The 18,155-nt window shown below is 61.6% G+C and carries 20 protein-coding genes; 9 read left to right on the forward strand and 11 right to left on the reverse strand.

Annotated features, from left to right (window positions below; genetic code table 11):
* Nucleotides 1-8: 8 nt before the first annotated feature.
* The 5 genes from thrC to HFX_RS14545 all read right to left on the reverse strand — a co-directional run bounded on the left by thrC (nucleotide 9) and on the right by HFX_RS14545 (nucleotide 3,271).
* Complete coding sequence (gene thrC / locus HFX_RS14525) at nucleotides 9-1,268, reverse strand: threonine synthase (protein ID WP_004058993.1); 1,260 nt, start codon at nucleotides 1,266-1,268, stop codon at nucleotides 9-11.
* 106 nt (nucleotides 1,269-1,374) lie between these two features.
* Nucleotides 1,375-1,743, reverse strand: coding sequence for a helix-turn-helix domain-containing protein (locus HFX_RS14530; RefSeq protein WP_004058991.1), 369 nt, complete (start codon nucleotides 1,741-1,743; stop codon nucleotides 1,375-1,377).
* A 199-nt stretch (nucleotides 1,744-1,942) separates the two neighbouring features.
* Nucleotides 1,943-2,182, reverse strand: coding sequence for a hypothetical protein (locus HFX_RS14535; protein WP_004058988.1), 240 nt, complete (start codon nucleotides 2,180-2,182; stop codon nucleotides 1,943-1,945).
* 119 nt (nucleotides 2,183-2,301) lie between these two features.
* Entirely contained in the window at nucleotides 2,302-2,994 is a 693-nt protein-coding gene (locus HFX_RS14540) for a DUF5828 family protein (RefSeq protein WP_004058987.1), read from the reverse strand.
* A gap of 61 nt (nucleotides 2,995-3,055) precedes the next feature.
* Nucleotides 3,056-3,271, reverse strand: a complete 216-nt coding sequence (locus HFX_RS14545) for a hypothetical protein (protein ID WP_004058985.1) — start codon at nucleotides 3,269-3,271, stop codon at nucleotides 3,056-3,058.
* 87 nt (nucleotides 3,272-3,358) lie between these two features.
* Between HFX_RS14545 and HFX_RS14550 the strand changes: the two genes are divergently transcribed.
* Complete coding sequence (locus HFX_RS14550) at nucleotides 3,359-4,021, forward strand: hypothetical protein (protein ID WP_004058983.1); 663 nt, start codon at nucleotides 3,359-3,361, stop codon at nucleotides 4,019-4,021.
* 26 nt (nucleotides 4,022-4,047) lie between these two features.
* On the opposite strand, the gene HFX_RS14555 is transcribed toward HFX_RS14550, so the two are convergent.
* From HFX_RS14555 to HFX_RS14565, 3 genes are all read right to left on the reverse strand, one after another.
* On the reverse strand, nucleotides 4,048-5,868 hold the full coding sequence (locus tag HFX_RS14555; protein ID WP_004058981.1) for a carbon starvation CstA family protein: 1,821 nt from the start codon (nucleotides 5,866-5,868) through the stop codon (nucleotides 4,048-4,050).
* A gap of 136 nt (nucleotides 5,869-6,004) precedes the next feature.
* Entirely contained in the window at nucleotides 6,005-6,970 is a 966-nt protein-coding gene (locus HFX_RS14560) for an ArsA family ATPase (RefSeq protein ID WP_004058979.1), read from the reverse strand.
* A 41-nt stretch (nucleotides 6,971-7,011) separates the two neighbouring features.
* The gene (locus HFX_RS14565; RefSeq protein WP_004058977.1) at nucleotides 7,012-7,308 is read right to left on the reverse strand and encodes a hypothetical protein; all 297 of its coding nucleotides are present in this window, start codon (nucleotides 7,306-7,308) and stop codon (nucleotides 7,012-7,014) included.
* Between the two features lie 100 nt (nucleotides 7,309-7,408).
* On the opposite strand from HFX_RS14565, the gene HFX_RS14570 reads away from it, so the two are divergent.
* From HFX_RS14570 to HFX_RS14600, 7 genes are all read left to right on the forward strand, one after another.
* Nucleotides 7,409-8,623: a CobW family GTP-binding protein gene (locus HFX_RS14570; RefSeq protein ID WP_014732588.1), complete on the forward strand. Its 1,215-nt coding sequence runs from the start codon at nucleotides 7,409-7,411 to the stop codon at nucleotides 8,621-8,623.
* Entirely contained in the window at nucleotides 8,620-8,820 is a 201-nt protein-coding gene (locus HFX_RS14575; protein WP_004058973.1) for a hypothetical protein, read from the forward strand. Before HFX_RS14570 ends, HFX_RS14575 begins: the two co-directional genes overlap by 4 nt.
* A 112-nt stretch (nucleotides 8,821-8,932) precedes the next feature.
* Nucleotides 8,933-9,613, forward strand: coding sequence for a uracil phosphoribosyltransferase (gene upp, locus HFX_RS14580; RefSeq protein WP_004058971.1), 681 nt, complete (start codon nucleotides 8,933-8,935; stop codon nucleotides 9,611-9,613).
* Nucleotides 9,614-9,804: 191 nt separating this feature from the next.
* A complete protein-coding gene (locus tag HFX_RS14585; protein ID WP_004058969.1) occupies nucleotides 9,805-10,005 on the forward strand; it encodes a DUF7569 family protein in 201 nt (66 codons plus the stop codon).
* A 581-nt stretch (nucleotides 10,006-10,586) separates the two neighbouring features.
* Nucleotides 10,587-11,597, forward strand: a complete 1,011-nt coding sequence (locus HFX_RS14590; protein ID WP_004058967.1) for a TAXI family TRAP transporter solute-binding subunit — start codon at nucleotides 10,587-10,589, stop codon at nucleotides 11,595-11,597.
* A 45-nt stretch (nucleotides 11,598-11,642) separates the two neighbouring features.
* Nucleotides 11,643-12,128, forward strand: coding sequence for a DUF1850 domain-containing protein (locus HFX_RS14595; protein WP_004058965.1), 486 nt, complete (start codon nucleotides 11,643-11,645; stop codon nucleotides 12,126-12,128).
* A 6-nt stretch (nucleotides 12,129-12,134) separates the two neighbouring features.
* Nucleotides 12,135-14,972, forward strand: a complete 2,838-nt coding sequence (locus HFX_RS14600; protein ID WP_004058963.1) for a TRAP transporter permease — start codon at nucleotides 12,135-12,137, stop codon at nucleotides 14,970-14,972.
* 18 nt (nucleotides 14,973-14,990) lie between these two features.
* Here the strand turns inward: HFX_RS14600 and HFX_RS14605 are convergent, their stop codons facing one another.
* Together HFX_RS14605 and HFX_RS14610 are read right to left on the reverse strand one after the other, a co-directional pair.
* Nucleotides 14,991-15,623, reverse strand: a complete 633-nt coding sequence (locus HFX_RS14605; RefSeq protein ID WP_004058961.1) for an IMPACT family protein — start codon at nucleotides 15,621-15,623, stop codon at nucleotides 14,991-14,993.
* 389 nt (nucleotides 15,624-16,012) lie between these two features.
* The gene (locus HFX_RS14610; RefSeq protein ID WP_004058952.1) at nucleotides 16,013-16,516 is read right to left on the reverse strand and encodes a hypothetical protein; all 504 of its coding nucleotides are present in this window, start codon (nucleotides 16,514-16,516) and stop codon (nucleotides 16,013-16,015) included.
* Between the two features lie 206 nt (nucleotides 16,517-16,722).
* Between HFX_RS14610 and HFX_RS14615 the strand changes: the two genes are divergently transcribed.
* Nucleotides 16,723-17,442 carry a hypothetical protein gene (locus HFX_RS14615; protein WP_004058950.1) on the forward strand — a complete coding sequence of 240 codons (720 nt, stop codon included), beginning with the start codon at nucleotides 16,723-16,725 and terminating at the stop codon, nucleotides 17,440-17,442.
* Nucleotides 17,443-17,475: 33 nt separating this feature from the next.
* Here HFX_RS14615 and hisB read toward each other — a convergent pair whose 3' ends face one another.
* Nucleotides 17,476-18,069, reverse strand: a complete 594-nt coding sequence (hisB, locus tag HFX_RS14620; RefSeq protein WP_004058948.1) for an imidazoleglycerol-phosphate dehydratase HisB — start codon at nucleotides 18,067-18,069, stop codon at nucleotides 17,476-17,478.
* Nucleotides 18,070-18,155: the final 86 nt, after the last annotated feature.

Consider the following 18,155-nt stretch of genomic DNA (forward strand, 5'->3'; position numbering starts at 1 on the left):
TCTGGCCCTTATTCGGCGAGGTGTTCGAGTACCGCTTCGGTGTCGTTGGGGACGGGTTCGGGGTCGTCGCCCGCTTCGAACGCGGCGTCGGGGTCCTTCAGCAGGTGGCCGGTCGTGAGACAGACGACCTGTTCGTCCTCGGCGACGACGCCCGATTCGCGGAGTTTTCGAAGCCCGGCGACCGACGCGGCGGAGGCGGGTTCGACGCCGACGCCCTCTGCGGCGAGGTCGCGTTGCGCCTCGGTAATCTCCTCGTCGGAGACGGCGACTGCGGTTCCGTCGGTCTCGCGGATGCCGGGAAGCGCCTTCGGCGCGTTGACGGGGTTGCCGATGCGGATAGCGGTTGCCTTCGTCTCGACTTCGTCCCAGCGCTTGGTCTCGTCCCAGCCGTTTTCGATGGCTTCGACCATCGGTGCGGCACCCTCGGCCTGCACGCCGGTGAGTTTCGGTACCTCTTCGGGGTCGAGTTCGCCGGATTGAACGAGTTCTCGGAACGCCTTGTAGAGCGCCGAGGTGTTGCCCGCGTTGCCGACGGGGAGGACGATGCGGTCCGGATACGTGCCATAGTCCTCGTGGAACTCTTCGAGAATTTCGAGGCCGATGGTCTTCTGGCCTTCGAGGCGGAAGGGATTCAGCGAATTGAGCAGGTACGCCTCGCCGCGGGCGGCGAGGTCCTGGACGATGTCGAGACAGGAGTCGAAGTTGCCGTCGACTTCGAGGATGCGCGCGTCGTGCAGGGAGGCTTGCGCAATCTTCCCGGCAGCGACCTTCCCAGCGGGAAGGAGGACGAGCGTTTCCATGCCGCCGCGAGCACCATAGGCCGCGAGCGCGGCCGAGGTGTTTCCAGTCGACGCGCAGGCGAGTCGGTCGACGCCGAGTTCCTTCGCGACGCGGACGCCGACGGTCATCCCGCGGTCTTTGAACGACCCGGTCGGGTTCATCCCCTCGTGTTTGATGCGCAGCGTCTCGACGCCGATGTCGGATTCGAGGCGCGGAACGGTGTGTAGCGGGGTCGCGCCCTCGGGTAGCGAGACGCCCTCATCGAAGGGAAGCGCGGCGTTGTATCGCCAGACGCCGCGGCCGTCGAAGTCGTCCCACGTCGGCGGAGACGCATAGCGGACTTCGAGAAGACCGTCGCAGTCGTCACACGTGTACCGAATGTCCTCGAACGGCGCGAACTGCGCGCCGCACTCGATACATTCGAGCCAGGTGCCGTCGTCGGCGACGGATGGCTCCTCGGGGGCAGGTGCCGTGAGTTCGAGGCTCATTGCTCGGGCGGTAGCACCAGAAGGACAAAAACGGGTGGGTTCGGGCGGCACCTGCCGGTCGAACGGGGACGACGATTCGCTTCGGACGACGCCTCCTGAGCAACGCTTACTCGCCGAACGCGTCGATACGGGCGTGGACGTCGTCGGCCCACTCGTCGAGTGCGGCGTGTAACATCTCCTTCGCCTCCGGAAGCGGGGTTGCCGTGTACTGGTAGACGTATCCACCGGGGTCGAGAAGGCGGCGTTTCCGCTCGGCGAGTCCCTTGTCGAGAAGCGTCATCAAAGAGCGGTTGACGTTGCTTCGGTCGCGGTCGAGGACCTCCGCGAGTTCCGCGACGGTGCTGCCGGGATTGTCGAGGAGTGCGAGATACGTCCGACTTTCGTGACTCTGGATTCCGAAGACACAGGCGAGGACGTGCCCGAAATTCGGCTCATCCGTGTTCATTAAGTCGTCCATATCCGGTGCGTCAGCCATACACGACTGTTTGCCGTGCGTCGAATTAAACCCTCACCTGCCGGAGATTCACCAATTGGGAGAGTCTCCGACATGCCACTCGCGGTACTCCCGGCAAATCGCCTTTCAGCCGATTCGCCGACGGTCGCAAACTGCCGGGTGGCTCACTACCGAAGGGGCGACTCTCACGAGACTCACTAAATCGACTCCGAAAACACCGCTATGCGTCTTTCGCGTAACCCATCTTCATCACGCACGTCCGCATTCCCTCCTCGTCTTCGTGTTTGTGGAGCGTCGTCGGCGTGTCACAGTAGAAGGTCGTCCCGTCGTGCCGGAGTGTCACTTCGTGGATACCGCCGAGCATCTCCGCGCGGACGATGATACGACGACCCTCGCGAAGCGCGTCGAGAATTTCGTCTGCGGTCAGTTCACCGGACTCGATTCGGAGCGGCTCGGGCATACCCCTACATCACAGGCGAGCCGTATCAGTATTATCGATGTCAGACATGTGTGCGCGCCAAAAACCAGACCGCGCCGTAAGGACGAAATCGGTCCGCGGTTCTCCGAGGTACTCGCCGCTCAGTTCGTCGTGGATTTCGACCGCTGTTCGTCGTCGGTGGCGGGGACCTCGACGCCTTCGGCAGCCTCCGCGACTTCGGTCTCTTTCTGCGTGTCGATGTGCCACCGGTCAATCTCGTCTTCGAAGTCCCGAAGCGTGTCGGAGACCTGTTCTTTCAAGTCGTCGTCGTTGACGTTTACCTCGAAGACGAACTCCTCGTTACCCGTTCCGCGGCCGACTTTCTGGATGTTCGCACTGATAAGTTCGTTGTCGAAGTAGTACGGAGCCAACTGTGTCATCACATTCTGATAGACCGTGTCCTCGACCTTCCGAAGCGCCTTCCGGCCGGCGGAGTCGGCCGCGCGGGCGACGTAGTTGATGGAGTCTTGCCACGACTCGACTGCTCCCTCGTCGTCTCCTTCTTCGACTTTTTCGTAGGAGCGAGATAACTTCTCACCGGCAGTCTTGAGGTCCTCGTTAGGCGTTTTTCCCGCCTTCTCACCCTCGCCCTCGTCAACACTCGCTTGTTTTGCTGTCTTCTCGCTTACGTCCTCGCCGAGTCGCTCGTGCGACTTCGGTCGCCATTCGTCCCAATCATCGAAAGCGACACCGTCGACGCTAGCGTCGCGGAGCGCACGAGTGATTCGTTCCCCGTGTTCGACGACCTCGTCCCAGGTACCGCGGCATTTGAACCCGGAGATGCTCTCTTCCATGTCGTTGGCGGAACTAGGTGCCGGACAGTATAAACTCTGCGAGGTAACTAACTTTCGTGCCTTACCGCTCGCCGTATATCACGCGCTCAGCGAGGGCATCGAGTCGCGCCGAAAGCCCCTCGAACCACGCCGCGGGCGAGGCTACTCGCAACGACGATTCGTCAAGTTCGATTCGCTCACCCTCGAATGGGTCGCGGCCCTCGCTCGTACCTCCTGTCGCATCGACGACGGTCGTCATCGAACACCGACCGCACGATTCGCGATTCGGGTCGGCCATGCGGCGCGATTCGTAACCTTCACGAATAAAACTTAGTTTTCGGGAAGTCGCGACGGGCTTATAGGGGAATGCGTGGTGCCAAGTGTCATGGGACATGGAGTCGTTGACACCGACGCCGACAAGTCGGAATCCGACGGTTCAGTCGCTGAACAGCCAACCTCCGGCGAGCCAGCCGAACCAGTCGTCGACCGACCGGAGTGGGACGACGAGTATTTCGACCGCGTCGCCGGGCGACTCATGTTCAACTACGACCTCGAACGGGACTACACGGTCTACGGAGAGCGGTTCGACCTCTTTGGGTCGATGCGGATGGAGAGTCAAAAACAGTTCATCCACCAGTCGATTAACTACGCCAACCACCACGCCAAGGAATACATGTTCGCTCGGCGGGTCGACACGGCGACGGTTCCCGAACTCGAACGAATCGTCGAGTTAGGCCATACGCTCGCCGACGAGTGGATCGAACCTGACGAGGAACACTTCGGCACGGACTTCACGTTCGTTCTCGTCGCCGACGAGGTGCCCGAGACTGTCCGCGAGTTCGTTTCCGGCTTCTCGGATCGGACGCTCATCAAGTTCGGCTACTATGGCCACTACGAAGTGAACGTCGCGGTCGTCGCACCCGACGACGAGGACGCGATTGCGAGTCAGAACGCCGATTCGGTCGCCGCGTTCACCCTCTGGACTGACGTATCACCGGTTGCATCCGGCGGGCTGCTGCAACGGCTCGTCGAACGATTTCGCGGATAAAAGAAACGGCGTCAACTGGTCGTCACTCAGTCGTCACTCGGTTGTGGACGGCCGCCGCGACCGCCGCCGCCCGAACCTCGCGCGTCTTTGATGTTCTCGTAGCCAAGTTTGACCAGCGACAGGGCCAAGTAAATCAACACGAGCGCGAGGATGATTTGGACGACCGCCGAAACCATGGCGAACGTTCCGGCCTGTTCCATCCATTCGGGATTCATGAACTTCGCATAGAGGTTGTCGTGGAACGCGAGCCACAACAGCCCGAGCGTCGTGATTATCGTCATGAGCGCCATCGGCACGCCGGTGCTGATGAGCTGCTTCGAGTCGTCCCAGTTGGCCAGCCAGACAGTCGCCGTCAGGAGCGCCAGCGCGGCGAGCAGTTGGTTCGCACCGCCGAACAGTTGCCAGAGCGTCAACCACGACCCACTCGTGATGAGGATGTACGCCGGAAGCGACTGCACGAGCGCGTTGCCGTAGCGGTTCGTCGCGAAGTCCTCGACCGGCGTCTCGGGCGTCCCGACGATTTCTTCCATCATATAGCGACCGAGACGAACCGCCGTGTCGGTCGAGGTGAGCAGGAAGCTCACGAGCACGAGCGCCATGAACGGCCCGCCGAAGGACGTCGGGATACCGAAGCTAGAGAGGATGACGCCGCCGCCAGCCGCGAAGGTCGGCAGCGCGAGGCCGATACCGCCGCCGACGTCAGGAGCGACGATAGCGACCGCCGCGAGTGCGACGGTGGCGAGAAGTCCCTCGCCGAGCATACCACCGTAGCCGATAACCCGCGCGTCAGATTCCTTGTTCAGTTGCTTCGAGGTCGTTCCCGACGAGACGAGCGAGTGGAATCCGCTGATGGTCCCGCAGGCGATGGTGATGAACAAAAGCGGGAACAGCGGCGCGCCGGAGCGACCGATAAAGCCGTAGAACGGGTCGAGGTTCGTCACGAGCGGTTGCGTCGGGTTGGTAACGAACGTCCCGACGATGATAGCCACGAGCGAGCCACCAACCCCGGCGTAGAGGAGGAACGACGAAAGGTAGTCACGGGGTTGCAGGAGCACCCACACGGGAAGCGCGCTCGCAATCGCGCCGTAGATGAGGATGACCGGCACCCACGCTGCGGTGTTCCCGTTGAACGAACTCGCACCGGGGAGCCACGAACCGGACCCCGAAAACAGGACGAACGTTTCGGCCGGGGCGCGGGCCGCAGGTTCGAACAGCGCAATCGGGAACTGAATACCGGCGAACACGCCGATAAACATCGCCGTGACGAAGGCGGCGGTCCCCGGCAGGAACGGCAGATTCAGCTGATAGAGGTACATGCCGAACAGCACCGCGAGGACGATGTAGACCAGACTCGCCGTGGCCGCCTCCGGATATGCGTTGAATACGATAGCCACCACGAGGGCGAACACCGCGACGACGAGGACGATAGTGAGGAACGCGAACCAAAGCAGCATGTTCTTGCCGCGCTCGCCGACGTACTCGCCGATGATGTACCCGACGGACTTTCCATCGTGTCGCAGACTGCCCGAAAGCGACACGAAGTCGTGGACGCTCCCGAGAAGCGGGTTTCCAATCGCAATCCACGCCAGTGCGGGGACCCAACCCCACACGACACCCGCCGTAATCGGCCCGACGATGGGTGCGCCGCCCGCGATGCTCGAATAGTGATGCCCCAGTAAGACCGGCTTTTTCGCCGGGACGTACTCCTGTCCGTCTTCGTACTTGTGTGCTGGTGTCTCGCGACTATCGTCGAGTTCGACGAACTGCGCGAGATACCGCGAGTATCCGAAATACCCGGCGGTGAACAGCGCAAGTACCGTGACGACCAGCCAGATGACTTGTACCATGGTACTGTTACCCTATGCCAGACACGCAAATGGCCACCTTAATGTTAACGATAGATGTGAATGTAACGTATTCAGACAGGAAAACCCGGTCGTTACGGATTCAAAAAAGGAACTCGAAAATCGGAGACGTGTCAGTTTAGGTTATTTTCAGCTCGATTTCGACATCGAGTTCGTCGGCAACCTCGCCGAGGAAGTCGCCTTTTACCTCGGCAACGCGCGTCTCGATGGCGGCGACGAGCGGTGGCGAAAGGTCTTCGCGAAGTTCGCGGAGTCGTTCCCGCTCGGTCTCGACTCGGTTGCGCAGGAACGTCGCCCCTCGCCCTTCCTCGTCGGGGTCGGGTTCGGGTGTGAGACGGTTGACGGCGAGTCCCCGAACATCGAGTCCGTAAGAGTCGAGTTGTTCGACCGCGCGCTTCGTCTCCCGAATCGAGAGTTCGTCGGGATTCACGACGAGAAAGAAAGCGGCATCCGCTTGCAGCGTCTCCTTGGCGAAGGTGAAGTCGTCGCGGCGCTGTTCGAGTCGGGCGATAATCGGGTCGCCGTCCATCATTCGTCGGGGTTCGTTGTTCCCGATTGCCGCGCGCTCGAACAGTTTGACCGACTGTTTTCGCTTGTGCAGGAGTCGCTGAATCCACCCGTCGAGGTGCACCGGGAGTGAGAGCAGTCGGAGCGTCCCACCAGTTGGTGAGGTGTCGAAGACGACGCGGTCGTAGTCGTCCGACGAGCGCATCACGTCGATAAAGCGGTCGAAAAGCGCCGATTCGTGGGCACCGGGCGTCTGGTGGGCCATCTCCAGTTGGCGGTCGATTTCGTTGACCATCGCGGGACTCACCTGGTCGCCCATCGCCCGCTTCGTCTCCATGAGGTGTTCGCGGACCTCCGTCTCGGGGTCGATTTCCATCGCGTCGAGATTCTTCTCGCCGTCGACGGGCGACGGGTCGTCCGTAAACGTCTGGTCGAACACGTCGCGGGTGCTGTGTGCCGGGTCCGTCGAGACGAGAAGGGTTCGGATTCCAGCGCGGGCGCACTTGACGGCATAGGCACTGGAAATCGTGGTTTTTCCGACGCCGCCTTTACCGCCGAAGAAGACGAATTTACGCATGGGAAGAGGCGTGCATTCGCATGTTAGAGTGCGTGCGCATGTTAGAAGTGGTACTGGTGGCCTTTGCGTTCGAGAAGCGACCCACGGTCCCACATCCGCCGCTCCCACGCCTCGAACTCGTCTTCGAGGAACGGGAGGAGTTCAGCGGTGTAGTAGGAGACGGGCGACGGAATCCCGAAGGCGTCCGGGAAGCACGCGAGCATGAACGCGTCTTCGTGGTCTTCGGCCTGCGTTTCGATTTTCTCGTAGGCAGGATGGGAAATCATTCCGTGGTAGAGACCGCGAAGCCACTCGGCTGCGAGTTTGCGGAACGATTCGATGCGCGCGGCAAGTGTCATTAGTTCACATACTCTTCGATTCCCGGACAAAAGCGTGTCGTTCACGAACAATCACGTCGGTTTCCACGTGTTCATATACCAGGCCGAGGAAGGGCCGTCCATGAATCCGCGAGAGGAAATCCCGGTGACAGTACTCGGTGGGAGCCTCGGCGCGGGGAAGACGACGCTTCTGAATCACCTGTTGACGAGCGCCGGCGACCGAGACATCGCCGTACTCGTCAACGACATGGGGTCCGTAAACGTCGATGCCGAGTTGGTCGCGGAGGAGTCCGACCTCGCGGTCGGCGGGGGCGTGACGGAACTGTCGAACGGGTGTATCTGCTGTGAGTTACAGGACGACCTCGAAACCGCCGTCGTCAGGCTTGCGCGAGAGCGGACGTTCGACCACCTCGTCGTCGAGGCATCCGGCGTCTCAGAACCCGGGCCGGTCGCTCGGTTGTTCGTCACCTCGCGGGCGGCCGCCCGGTACGACGTAGCCGGTCTCGTGACCGTCGTCGATGCGCGCCTCTTTGCGGACACCTTCGTCGGCGGCGACCCGGAACGGACCGTCGCCGAAGAGAGCGACGGGACAACTCGACCGCTCTCTGCCCTTCTCGTCGAACAGGTCGAAAGCGCCGACCTCGTCGTCCTCAACAAGCGCGACCTCGTCACCGACGCGGAAATCGCGGAGGTCGGCGAAGTGGTCGAAGTACTCCGTCCCGGCGTCGACGTGGTGGAGACGACGTACGGCGAGGTCGATGTGGGCCGACTGCTCTCGGACCTCCACGACCCGGATGCGCCCGTCGGGTGGCGGGCTGTACTTGGCGAAACAGCGAACGGCCACAACACGGAAGACCACGCCCACACCCACAATGACACCTCCCACGCCGAGACGACCTACGGCGTCACCTCGTTCGTCTACCGACGACGGGCACCGCTCGACCCCGACGGCGCGGCCGACGTTCTCGGTTCGCTGCCCGAATCGGTCGTCCGCGCCAAAGGCTCGCTGTGGGTTGGCGGGGCCGAAGACGTACACTACACCTACAGCCAGGCCGGTCCATCGGCGTACATCACCGCCGGCGGCCCGTGGATTGCGACGCTCCCGGAGTTCGAACAGGACACCTACCGCCGCAATCATCCCGAACTCGACTGGCACGAGGAGTACGGAGACAAACGGACCGAACTCGTGTTCATCGGCCACGACATCGACGAGACGGCGCTCGTGGAGACGCTTGACGAGCACCTGCTCGAACCGGGCGCGCCGGTAACAGATGGCCAGTACCCGACTGAAGCCGGAGCGGAAGTTGCACTCGCGGAACCGGAGGTCGACCGATGAGCGAGGATGCAGGCAAAATAGAGTGGAGCGAAGGCGACCCGCGAGTCCTGTTCGTCATGAACCTCGTTCTCTCGACCATCTTCGCCACGGTCGTCGTCTACGGACTCTCCTACGCCGACCTTGCAGCGTTCTCAGTCGTCAACGTCGTGTCGGCGGCACTGGTGCTGACGGCTCTCACGTACCTCGTAACGAAGTGAGGCGGCACGGCAGAGGGCAGTAATGACCATTCTATTCGTGAACTACCCGCAGGCGACCGCTGGCGGCCGATAGCCGCATTTATGTCCTTCGGGAGTCCGCCTATTCGGTAAGATGCCCATCGAAGACCGAGACGACGCGTATCTTATCACGCACGCGCTGGCGAAGGACACGCTCTCGCGCCTCCGGGACGTGGAGACGACGCAGGTTGCCTTCCGTAAAGGCCTCGTCAAACTCGGCCGCATCTGTGGCTACGAGATTATCGACGGTGCGATGGAAACCGAGTACGTCAGCATCCAGACGCCGCTCGCCGAGACGACCGGTGAACACGTCAAAGGACTCGACGACGTGGTCATTATCAACGTCCTCCGCGCCGCGACCCCATTCGTCGAAGGGTTGCTCAAGGCGTTCCCCCGCGCGAAGCAGGGCGTCATCTCCGCCGGACGCGACGAGGAAGCCGGAATGGACGACGAGGGCGGCTTCCCCATCACCATCGACTACGTGAAGCTTCCCGAAATCACCGAAAAGGACACCGTCATCGTGGCCGACCCGATGCTCGCCACCGGGTCGACGATGTGCGCCGTGCTCGACCACATCCTCGAAAACGCGGGTGTCGACCCCGAAAAGCTGTTCGTCCTCTCGGCCGTCTCGGCTCCTGACGGACTCCTCCGCGTCGACGACGAGTTCCCCGAAGTCGACCTGCTGACTGTCTCTATCGACGACTATCTCGACGACGACGGCTACATCGTCCCCGGTCTCGGCGACGCCGGTGACCGCGCGTTCCGCACGACGTAAGCCTGCTTCGACTCGAATCAGCGCTATTCGATTCGACCGATTCAGCTCGACTCGGCGCGAATCGATTTCCGGGTAACGACTAAAACCGATTTCCGGGTAACGACTAAAACCGACTTCCGGGTAACGACTAAGTTGCCACCTGCGCACCTGCGAACGATGAACGATACTCGTGCCACTGGAGGGACCCACCGATGAGTGACTCGTGTGACGGGTGCGGTCGGGCGGTCGAAGACGCACTCGCCCGAGCGGTCCGCCTGCAAGTCGACGACTCGACGGTCGACGACCAGCGACTCTGTCCGACGTGCTTCGCTGACTGGATAACCCGGTACAAAGAGAAGATGTCGCCGAAGGCGTCGAAAGAGTCGTCCGACTCCGAGATAATCGTCGACTGATACGGACTGCTGTAACTATTTACCGGTGACCGCCGTCCCGGTGCCGGTGACACCGATAAGAGACTGCAACAGTCGTTATCAGGCGAACACCACGATGGTCGGTATTTTCGGGAACACGACAGACCACACCGTTGTGAGTCGCGACGTACTGTGTCTCCAGTTGCTGTCGTCTGCGTGTCGAAGTTCAACCCCTTCTTTTCGGGTCGAAAAGCACCAGACACCGGCGTGATTTCGTTCGAGTTGAACGTCCCGAACTGCACCCCCGTATTCTATTGTGAGAGTTGGTTACACAGCGTTCGATAGGATAACTCCCAAACGAATCGAACCCCTCCATTTCGGGTCGAGCGTCGTTTTCGTATCTCAGATCGGCGAGTAGTATTGCCATACTTTGAGACATTGGATTAGTAAATGATATTATATTGAAATATTAAAATTATTTTATGTTATAGATAGATGTTGTCCATTCACAGAGTGTTGAACGAGATATTTTATAATAATTTACCACTCATAATGTGAAAATCTACACATGATGGATGTTGACATGAACAACCATATATATGCATTAATAGAAATGATAGTGCATGACTCGAAATCTCGACCGTCGACAGTTTATCGCTGCAACAGGTGCCGTTGGTCTCGCTGGCCTCGCTGGTTGTACCGGTGGGGACGGTGAAGGCGAAGAGACGACGACGGAAGCGGGAGAAGGCGAGGGAACGACCACCACGACTGACGGTGGCAACGGTGAGACCCGCCTCTCGTGGCACGCTGGCGGGACCGGTGGGACGTACTTCCCCCTCTCGAACGAGTTCAAGTCCGTTATCGAGGGACAGACGGACTTCACGATTCAGGTCCAGTCGACCGGTGCCTCCGTCGAGAACGTCGGCAGTCTCGCCCGCGGCGACGCCGACTTCGCACTGATTCAGAACGACGTTGCGTACTTCGCCCGTAACGGCGAGGGCATCGAGGCGTTCCAGGGAAGCCCCGTCGAGAACCTCCGCGGCGTCGCAACCCTGTACCCGGAGACCATCCACATCGTCACGCTCGCAGACACGGGCGTCGAGAAGCCCGCCGACCTCGAAGGTAAGACCATCAACACCGGCGACCTCGGTTCCGGGACGCAGGTCAACGCCGTCCAGATTCTCGAAGCACTCGGAATCAGCGACTACGAGCAGCAAAACACCGGCTTCTCGCAGGCCTCCGACCAGCTGAAGAACGGCGACATCGACGCCGCGTTCGTCGTCGGCGGTTGGCCGGTCGGTGCCATCGAAGAACTCGCTGCGACCGAAGACGTGCGCATCGTACCCATTGAGGGTGACGCACGACAGTCCGTCAAGGACGCCGCACCGTTCTACGCCGACGACGAGGTTCCGTCGGGCACCTACGGGCTAGAGAACCCCGCCCCGACCGTCTCCGTGCAGGCGATGATTGCGACCAACGCCGAACAGTCCGAGGCGACGGTCGAAGCAGTCACCGAGGCCATCTTCGCAAACGTCGACCAGCTCACCATCAAGACGGACTTCATCTCGAAGGAAAGCGCTCAGGACGGCATGTCCATCGAGCTACACCCCGGCGCAAAGGCCTACTTCGGCTAACTCCGAAGCCCTCTCTCCGAACAGCAACCTACAACCATCCTTTCGATGCTCGATTCGATTCACACACGCATCCTCGTCGCAGTCGCGATACTCGCCCTTGCAGTGGGTGGAAGCGCTGCCGTTCCGGCCGGACAGGCCCTCGTCGTCGAAGACGCTGAGACCGGCGAGCACCTGAAGCAGATTCCGGTCCAAGAAAACACGACAGTCGCACTCGAGTACACCCACAGCGTCGAGAAGACGCGCGTGCTCGACGCCTACGCGGTACAGGACGGGAAGCTCGTCATGACGAGGATGGAATTTAAATCGTACGGCGCTGGGCTCCCCGCGAGAGCGAACGTGACGACAGAAAACGGGTCGTTCGTCTTCGACCCCGAAGGGAGCTACGAGGAGTTCTACGTCAAGCCCGGCCGCATCGCCGGTCACAAACTCCACGTGGGAGAGAACACCTACGACCTCGTAGCGCTCTCTGACGCGCAGTCAGTCCGCCTCCACGTCACACAGCAATCCATGCTCGACGCCGCCCTCCACTGACCAACGATGAACAGAACACACGACGAGGGTCAAAGTGACGACCCCGACGACCAGACTGCTGTCCCACGGTCCGCCCGCGAGGGAGGACACGACGACACCGCGGCACCGATTCGAACAGACGGTGGTGCGTCGCCAGGAGACCGCGAGGACGCAGGTACAGACGAAGAGATATCCGAAGAAGAGGCACAGGAGATGTTGGAAGGCATCGACCGAAAGCGGACGCTGTCCGGGTGGGCAGCCATCATCACGTCCCTCATCGCCATCTCCTTTTCCGTGTTCCAGTCGTGGCTGGCGGCGCGCGGCTTCGACTTCTCCGCGACGCTTCCGTTCGTCGGTGAGGTGTCGCTGGGGGCGCTGCAACTCCTGCAAGTAAACGCGGTCCACGTCGCCTTCGCGCTCATCTTGGCGTTCATTCTCTTTCCGCCAACCACCGGACATGGGACGTTTGCCACCCGTCTCGGCCGCATCGTCCCCACGCTCGCATCGCGTCTGGGTGAGGGCCACCCAGTGACGCGTGTCGCCTCGGGTCTTCGCCGGTTCGTTCGGTGGCTCGCGGTCGACCCCGAACGCGAGCGCGTAACGCCGCTGGACGTGTTCTTTATCATCATCGCCGCAGCGACGGCGGCCTACATGGTGATGGAGTGGAAGGAGATACAGCAACTCCGCGTGTTCGGTCTCGAAGCGGGCCGGACCGTCGCGGAGTACTTCGGCCCGCTCGGTATCGTTGCCGAAGCAATCAGCGCGGTCGGTATTCCACTGGCCGACGTGTCCTACCCGTTCTTCCTCGGCGCGGTCGGCGTCCTCTTGGTGCTCGAAGCGACCCGCCGGTCGCTCGGGTTCTATCTGGCCCTCATCGTTGCGTCGTTCATCGTCTACGCACGCTGGGGCTTCCTCATCTCGCCGGACATGCCCCTCATCGGCGTCCTCTCGATTCCGGAAGGGACGTGGGCGAACATCGTCCAGAACCTCTGGTACAACACCGAAAACGGTGTGTTCGGAATTCCGGTCACCGTCTCGGTGCAGTTCATCTACATCTTCATCCTCTTCGGCGCGTTCTTGGAGATGTCCGGTGCCGGCCAGTGGTTCATCGACCTCGCCTACGCCGCGACAGGGACCCGAAAGGGTGGCCCGGCGAAGGCGTCCATCCTCGCGTCCGGGTTCATGGGGACTATCTCTGGCTCCTCGATTGCGAACACCGTGACGACCGGCGCGTTCACGATTCCACTGATGAAGCGGTCGGGATACCGCTCCGAGTTCGCAGGTGCCGTCGAGGCGTCGGCGTCCTCCGGTGGGCAGATTCTCCCGCCGGTCATGGGCGCGGCGGCGTTCCTGATGATTGAGTTCATCGGCGTCCCGTTCTCGGATATCATCATCGCGGCGTCCATCCCCGCCGTCGTGTTCTTCTTCGGCGTGTGGGTAATGGTCCACCTCGAAGCGACGCGGGCCAACATCGGTGGTCTCGACCGCTCCGAGGTCGTCAACCTGCGGTCGCACCTCACTCGCGGATGGTTCTACCTCATCCCACTGGTGCTGTTGCTGTACTACCTGCTCGTCGAACGACTGACGGTCGCCCGGTCGGCGTGGTTCACGCTTATCGCCATCATGGCACTCCTGTCAGTGGTTGCGGCGTACAACGAGCGGAATCGGGTTCCGCTGTTAGGGAGCATCGTGACAATCTTCGTCGCGCAAGTCGCAGCCTACCTCACAACCGGCGTCGGCGTCATCGATGCGGTGATGGGTGGAAGCGGCGAAGCCCTCGGAATCACCGATGCGGCCTTCGCGGCCGCTGGTGACCTCGGTATCATTACCATCTTCGTCAGCCTCGTCATCATGCTCGTCCGTCCGGGTCTCGACTCACCGTTACTCGAACTCGACGAGGCAGTCGACGAGGCGACCGAAAACGTCTCCGGGATGCTCTCTCGGCCCTCGCTGGCCGATACAAGTGCGTTCCGCTACGTGACGTTCATCGGAAAGTCGATGGACTCCGGTGCGCGCACCTCGACCGAAGTCGTCATCGCTGTCGCCGCTGCGGGCATCATCCCCGGCGTCGTCAGCGCGACGGGTCTCGGACCGAACTTGACGGCACTCATCAAGGCCGTCGCTGGCGGGTCTATCGTCCTGCTCCTGCTCTTTACGGCAATCGCCTCTATCATCCTCGGGATGGGGATGCCGACGACGGTGACGTACATCATCCTCGTCTCGCTTCTGGGGCCGGCCATCGCGCAGGCGTCCGATATCCCGCTTATCGCAGCCCACCTGTTCATCCTCTACTTCGGGGTGATTGCAGACATCACACCACCGGTGGCAGTGGCGGCCTACGCCGCATCCGGAATTGCCCGGTCTAATCCGTTCCGGACGGGGACGAAGGCGTTCTCGCTGTCGCTCAACAAGGCCGTCGTCCCCTTTGCATTCGCACTGACGCCCGGTATTCTCCTCCTCCGCGGACGCGGTGAGGAGGCCGCGGTCGTCACGGGTGCGGACATCGCCGATATCGGCTACTTCCTTCCGGAAGTCATCATCCCCGTCGCTGGCGTCTTTATCGGCGTCATCGCGCTCGGTGCAACTGTCATCGGCTACCTCTACAGTCGCGTGACGCGCATGGAACGCGGACTGTTCGCCGCCTCCGCGTTCTTGCTCATGGCACCGATGCTGCTGTTGAACGCCGTGTTCGACCTCGGCGGCGCGCTCGGTCTCGTCGGCAACGTCCCCGCGACGGTCACTGTCGACTTGGCGATGCGCGCGGCGGGTGGCCTGCTCTTCGGTGCACTCGCACTGAAGAACCGCCGCGAAGCAGAACAGGGTAAACGCGAGGCTCCATCTGGGTCTCCCGAACCGACCGACTAACGTCGGACACAGTCTCTTTTATTCGAGTTCGACACGGCCGCTCGTCGCACTTCGGAGTCTATCGCGGAGGCCGTCGGCATCGTCGACGGGAACGCGAACCGAAAAGGAGACGCGCTGGTCGTAGTCGGCATCGAACTCGACACCCGTCGATTCGAGGATGCCGCGAACGTCGCCGGAGTCGTCGTAGTCGACCGTCGCGGTGAAGCGCTCGTGCGGAATTTCTTCGACGATGCCCGCTGCGTCGAGGGCTTCCTTGACGGCGCGCGAGTACGCCCGAGCGAGGCCGCCAACGCCGAGGTTGGTGCCGCCGTAGTAGCGTGTCACGACGACGGCGACGTTGCGAACGTCCTGCTGGACGAGGACGTTCAGCGCAGGCTTGCCCGACGACCCGGTCGGTTCGCCGTCGTCACTCTGGTACTCGCGGAGCATGACGTTCCCGCCGCCGGGAACGGTAGACGAGGCCCCGCCTGCCGGGACGCGATACGCGGGGACGTTGTGTGTCGCGTCCGGATGTCGCTCTTCGATTTCGTCGACGAACGCTTCCGCCTCGTCGACCGTCTCGGCGGGCGAGATGTACCCGATGAACTCCGAGCCGTTGACCTCGAATCGGGCCTCGGCCCGTCCCGCGACGGTTCGATAGGCGTCGGTCATGACTGCGAGTTGGCGTCGCGGCATGCAAAAGCATTCCCACCGGCGCGGACCGCAAAGCGTCGACTCGGGTCGGCCGGCTGGCTTCGAGTAGGTGCGGGTTAGAAAGCAGAGCTCCGAAAAGCCGCGTTACTGCCCACAGATATTCGCGTACGACGTACACCCGTTCTGAATGCAGACGCCGCAGAGGTGGCGTGTTTCCGAAATCTGTGCACCACAACACATGCAACTACGGGGACGTTCCATGCCATTGTATAGCACGAGCAACTACAAGAGTCTTATTGCCAACCTGACAGAAACATACATGAACAAATAGGCAAGATGAGGCCGTTCAGGCCGGTTTCGCCGATATGGCCTTCGATTAACCGCGCAACCCGACCACTCCCAGTCACTCAGGCGATGGTGATTCGACGGACGAAATCGAGGCTCGAAAGGTCGTTAAGCAGGTCGCCCGGAACCGGTTCGTCGGTGATAATGTAGAGTTTCGGGTCGTCGGTGAACTCGGGGTCCTCGCTAATCGTCTGTCGGATGGAGATATCCGCGTCGCCCAGTTTCGAGGTGACGGTCGCGACGATACCGGGTTCGTCGGCGTCGGCCACTTCGACGGTGAGGACAGAGAGGTTGAGCACCGGTGCGAGGTCCATCAGACTCGGAATCGCCGAGATGTTCTGGAAGATTTGTCGGAGTTCTTCGTCGGCGAGGATGGCGTCGGTGGTCGAATCCACGACGCGTCGGTCCACGTCGGCCTCTCTGGCGATACCGGTGTTCGGTATCTCGATTCCGCCGGAGACGACCCGTCCCTCGTCGTTGACGGAGAACCCGCGTTCCAAAAGGAGTCGAATGACAGCCTGCTGGCTTGGACTGCCCTCGAACTTCTCCATAATCTCGTCGAACATTCGTTAGTCCGGGGGTTTGCGGCCAGCCACATTAAGTGGTACGTCAGGCGCGTCGAAGGAAGAAAGCAAGCTGGAGCGCGTCGGAGACAGAAAGCAAGCTAGAGCACGTCGGAGGGAGATGCCGCGGACGCTCCGCCGGGGCTGATTTCACCGAACAGTCGAGCGCCGGAGATGGGTTTAACCGTCGGCGCGAAAACCCGTCCAGCATGCGCGAGCTACGCACCTGCGACTTCTGTGGGACCGACGCCGCTGGCGTCTTCGAGGTACTGCCCCCGGAGCTGACGCCAGCCGACGACCAGCGCCGCGTCATCCTCTGTGAACACTGTCAGGAGACGTTGACCGACGTGATTTCGCCGCTTCTCGCTCGACTCGGCGTCGACGCGGACGTGGACGTTCCCGACGACGCACCGGCAGAGACCGGCGCATCCACAACACCGACGAGCGCAGGGAGCGGGTCAGTCAATGATGCAACGTCGGTCGATGTCGAGCCTGTCGACCCCGCACCGACGCCCGCCGAATCGACGGACGACACCTCGTCGGACCCGCTCGACGACTCGGTTCACACCGGGAAAACAGAGAGCAAAGTCGAGGAGCGCGGGCGCATCGGAGAAGGCAAGCAGGCCGAAGACGGAGGCGAAGAAACCGAGTCGGAAACGACTACCGAACCCGAGCCACAGGCCGACTCTGCCGAAACCGACGCAGAAGGGAAGGAAACGGGAGACGACGACATGCGACCCGAGCCGCCGAAGTTCCGCAAAGTCATTCGTATCCTGCAAAACCGCGAGTTCCCCGTCGAGCGGGCGGAGATTGAAGAGTTAGCCTCAGGTGCGTACGACCTCGACGACGACGAGGTCGCGGACATCTTCGACTACGCGGTCGAACGCGGTGTCCTCGTCGACGACGGTGGAATGCTTCGCCGTCCCTGAGCCGATTGGGAGCGGTCTCAAACTGGTTTTAGTCTACAGTTTTCCTTTCGTACTCGGCGTGTCGGAGCGCCGTGGGTCCACGCGAGTCGCGTCATCGAGCGCACGCGCGAGCGCCTTGAATAGCGCTTCGACCTCGTGGTGTGCGTTTTCGCCGTCGACCCCGGCGTGGAGCGTGAGACCGGCATTCATCGCCAACGACATGGCGAAGTGTTCGGCCATGACGCTCGTGAACTCGCCGATATAGGGTTGGGAGAACTCACCAGAGAACTCGAAGAAGGGACGACCGGACACGTCGACGACGACTGACGCGACAGCTTCGTCGAGCGGGACCTTTCGGTCGGCGTAGCGGACGATGCCGCGTTTGTCGCCGAGCGCCTCCGTGAACGCCTCGCCGACGACGATAGCCACGTCTTCGACGGTGTGGTGGTCGTCGATGTGGAGGTCGCCGTCGCACTGGACGGTGAGGTCGAATAGACCATGTTTGGCGAAGGCTTCCAGCATGTGGTCGAAGAAGCCGATTCCGGTGTCGACGACCGCGTCGCCGTCGCCGTCGATGGCGAGTGTCACGTCGATTGTCGTCTCAGCCGTCTCCCGGGAGACGGCCGCGGTTCGGTCGGCGTCGCTCATGTCGCGTTCGAAGGGGGCAGCCCATATATGAATTCTCGTCGTGGCCAGTTTCAGCGCGGTGGCAGTGTCGAAAGCGAGTATCGAGA

This window comes from Haloferax mediterranei ATCC 33500 (assembly GCF_000306765.2).
In the GTDB taxonomy this organism is placed as follows: domain Archaea; phylum Halobacteriota; class Halobacteria; order Halobacteriales; family Haloferacaceae; genus Haloferax; species Haloferax mediterranei.

Excerpts from the sequence above, each read along its gene's own strand:
- thrC (WP_004058993.1), bottom strand. The coding sequence starts at position 1,268 with ATGAGCCTCGAACTCACGGCACCTGCCCCCGAGGAGCCATCCGTCGCC.
- HFX_RS14530 (WP_004058991.1), bottom strand. The coding sequence starts at position 1,743 with ATGGCTGACGCACCGGATATGGACGACTTAATGAACACGGATGAGCCG.
- HFX_RS14535 (WP_004058988.1), bottom strand. The coding sequence starts at position 2,182 with ATGCCCGAGCCGCTCCGAATCGAGTCCGGTGAACTGACCGCAGACGAA.
- HFX_RS14540 (WP_004058987.1), bottom strand. The coding sequence starts at position 2,994 with ATGGAAGAGAGCATCTCCGGGTTCAAATGCCGCGGTACCTGGGACGAG.
- HFX_RS14545 (WP_004058985.1), bottom strand. The coding sequence starts at position 3,271 with ATGGCCGACCCGAATCGCGAATCGTGCGGTCGGTGTTCGATGACGACC.
- HFX_RS14550 (WP_004058983.1), top strand. The coding sequence starts at position 3,359 with ATGGGACATGGAGTCGTTGACACCGACGCCGACAAGTCGGAATCCGAC.
- HFX_RS14555 (WP_004058981.1), bottom strand. The coding sequence starts at position 5,868 with ATGGTACAAGTCATCTGGCTGGTCGTCACGGTACTTGCGCTGTTCACC.
- HFX_RS14560 (WP_004058979.1), bottom strand. The coding sequence starts at position 6,970 with ATGCGTAAATTCGTCTTCTTCGGCGGTAAAGGCGGCGTCGGAAAAACC.
- HFX_RS14565 (WP_004058977.1), bottom strand. The coding sequence starts at position 7,308 with ATGACACTTGCCGCGCGCATCGAATCGTTCCGCAAACTCGCAGCCGAG.
- HFX_RS14570 (WP_014732588.1), top strand. The coding sequence starts at position 7,409 with ATGAATCCGCGAGAGGAAATCCCGGTGACAGTACTCGGTGGGAGCCTC.
- HFX_RS14575 (WP_004058973.1), top strand. The coding sequence starts at position 8,620 with ATGAGCGAGGATGCAGGCAAAATAGAGTGGAGCGAAGGCGACCCGCGA.
- upp (WP_004058971.1), top strand. The coding sequence starts at position 8,933 with ATGCCCATCGAAGACCGAGACGACGCGTATCTTATCACGCACGCGCTG.
- HFX_RS14585 (WP_004058969.1), top strand. The coding sequence starts at position 9,805 with ATGAGTGACTCGTGTGACGGGTGCGGTCGGGCGGTCGAAGACGCACTC.
- HFX_RS14590 (WP_004058967.1), top strand. The coding sequence starts at position 10,587 with ATGACTCGAAATCTCGACCGTCGACAGTTTATCGCTGCAACAGGTGCC.
- HFX_RS14595 (WP_004058965.1), top strand. The coding sequence starts at position 11,643 with ATGCTCGATTCGATTCACACACGCATCCTCGTCGCAGTCGCGATACTC.
- HFX_RS14600 (WP_004058963.1), top strand. The coding sequence starts at position 12,135 with ATGAACAGAACACACGACGAGGGTCAAAGTGACGACCCCGACGACCAG.
- HFX_RS14605 (WP_004058961.1), bottom strand. The coding sequence starts at position 15,623 with ATGACCGACGCCTATCGAACCGTCGCGGGACGGGCCGAGGCCCGATTC.
- HFX_RS14610 (WP_004058952.1), bottom strand. The coding sequence starts at position 16,516 with ATGTTCGACGAGATTATGGAGAAGTTCGAGGGCAGTCCAAGCCAGCAG.
- HFX_RS14615 (WP_004058950.1), top strand. The coding sequence starts at position 16,723 with ATGCGCGAGCTACGCACCTGCGACTTCTGTGGGACCGACGCCGCTGGC.
- hisB (WP_004058948.1), bottom strand. The coding sequence starts at position 18,069 with ATGAGCGACGCCGACCGAACCGCGGCCGTCTCCCGGGAGACGGCTGAG.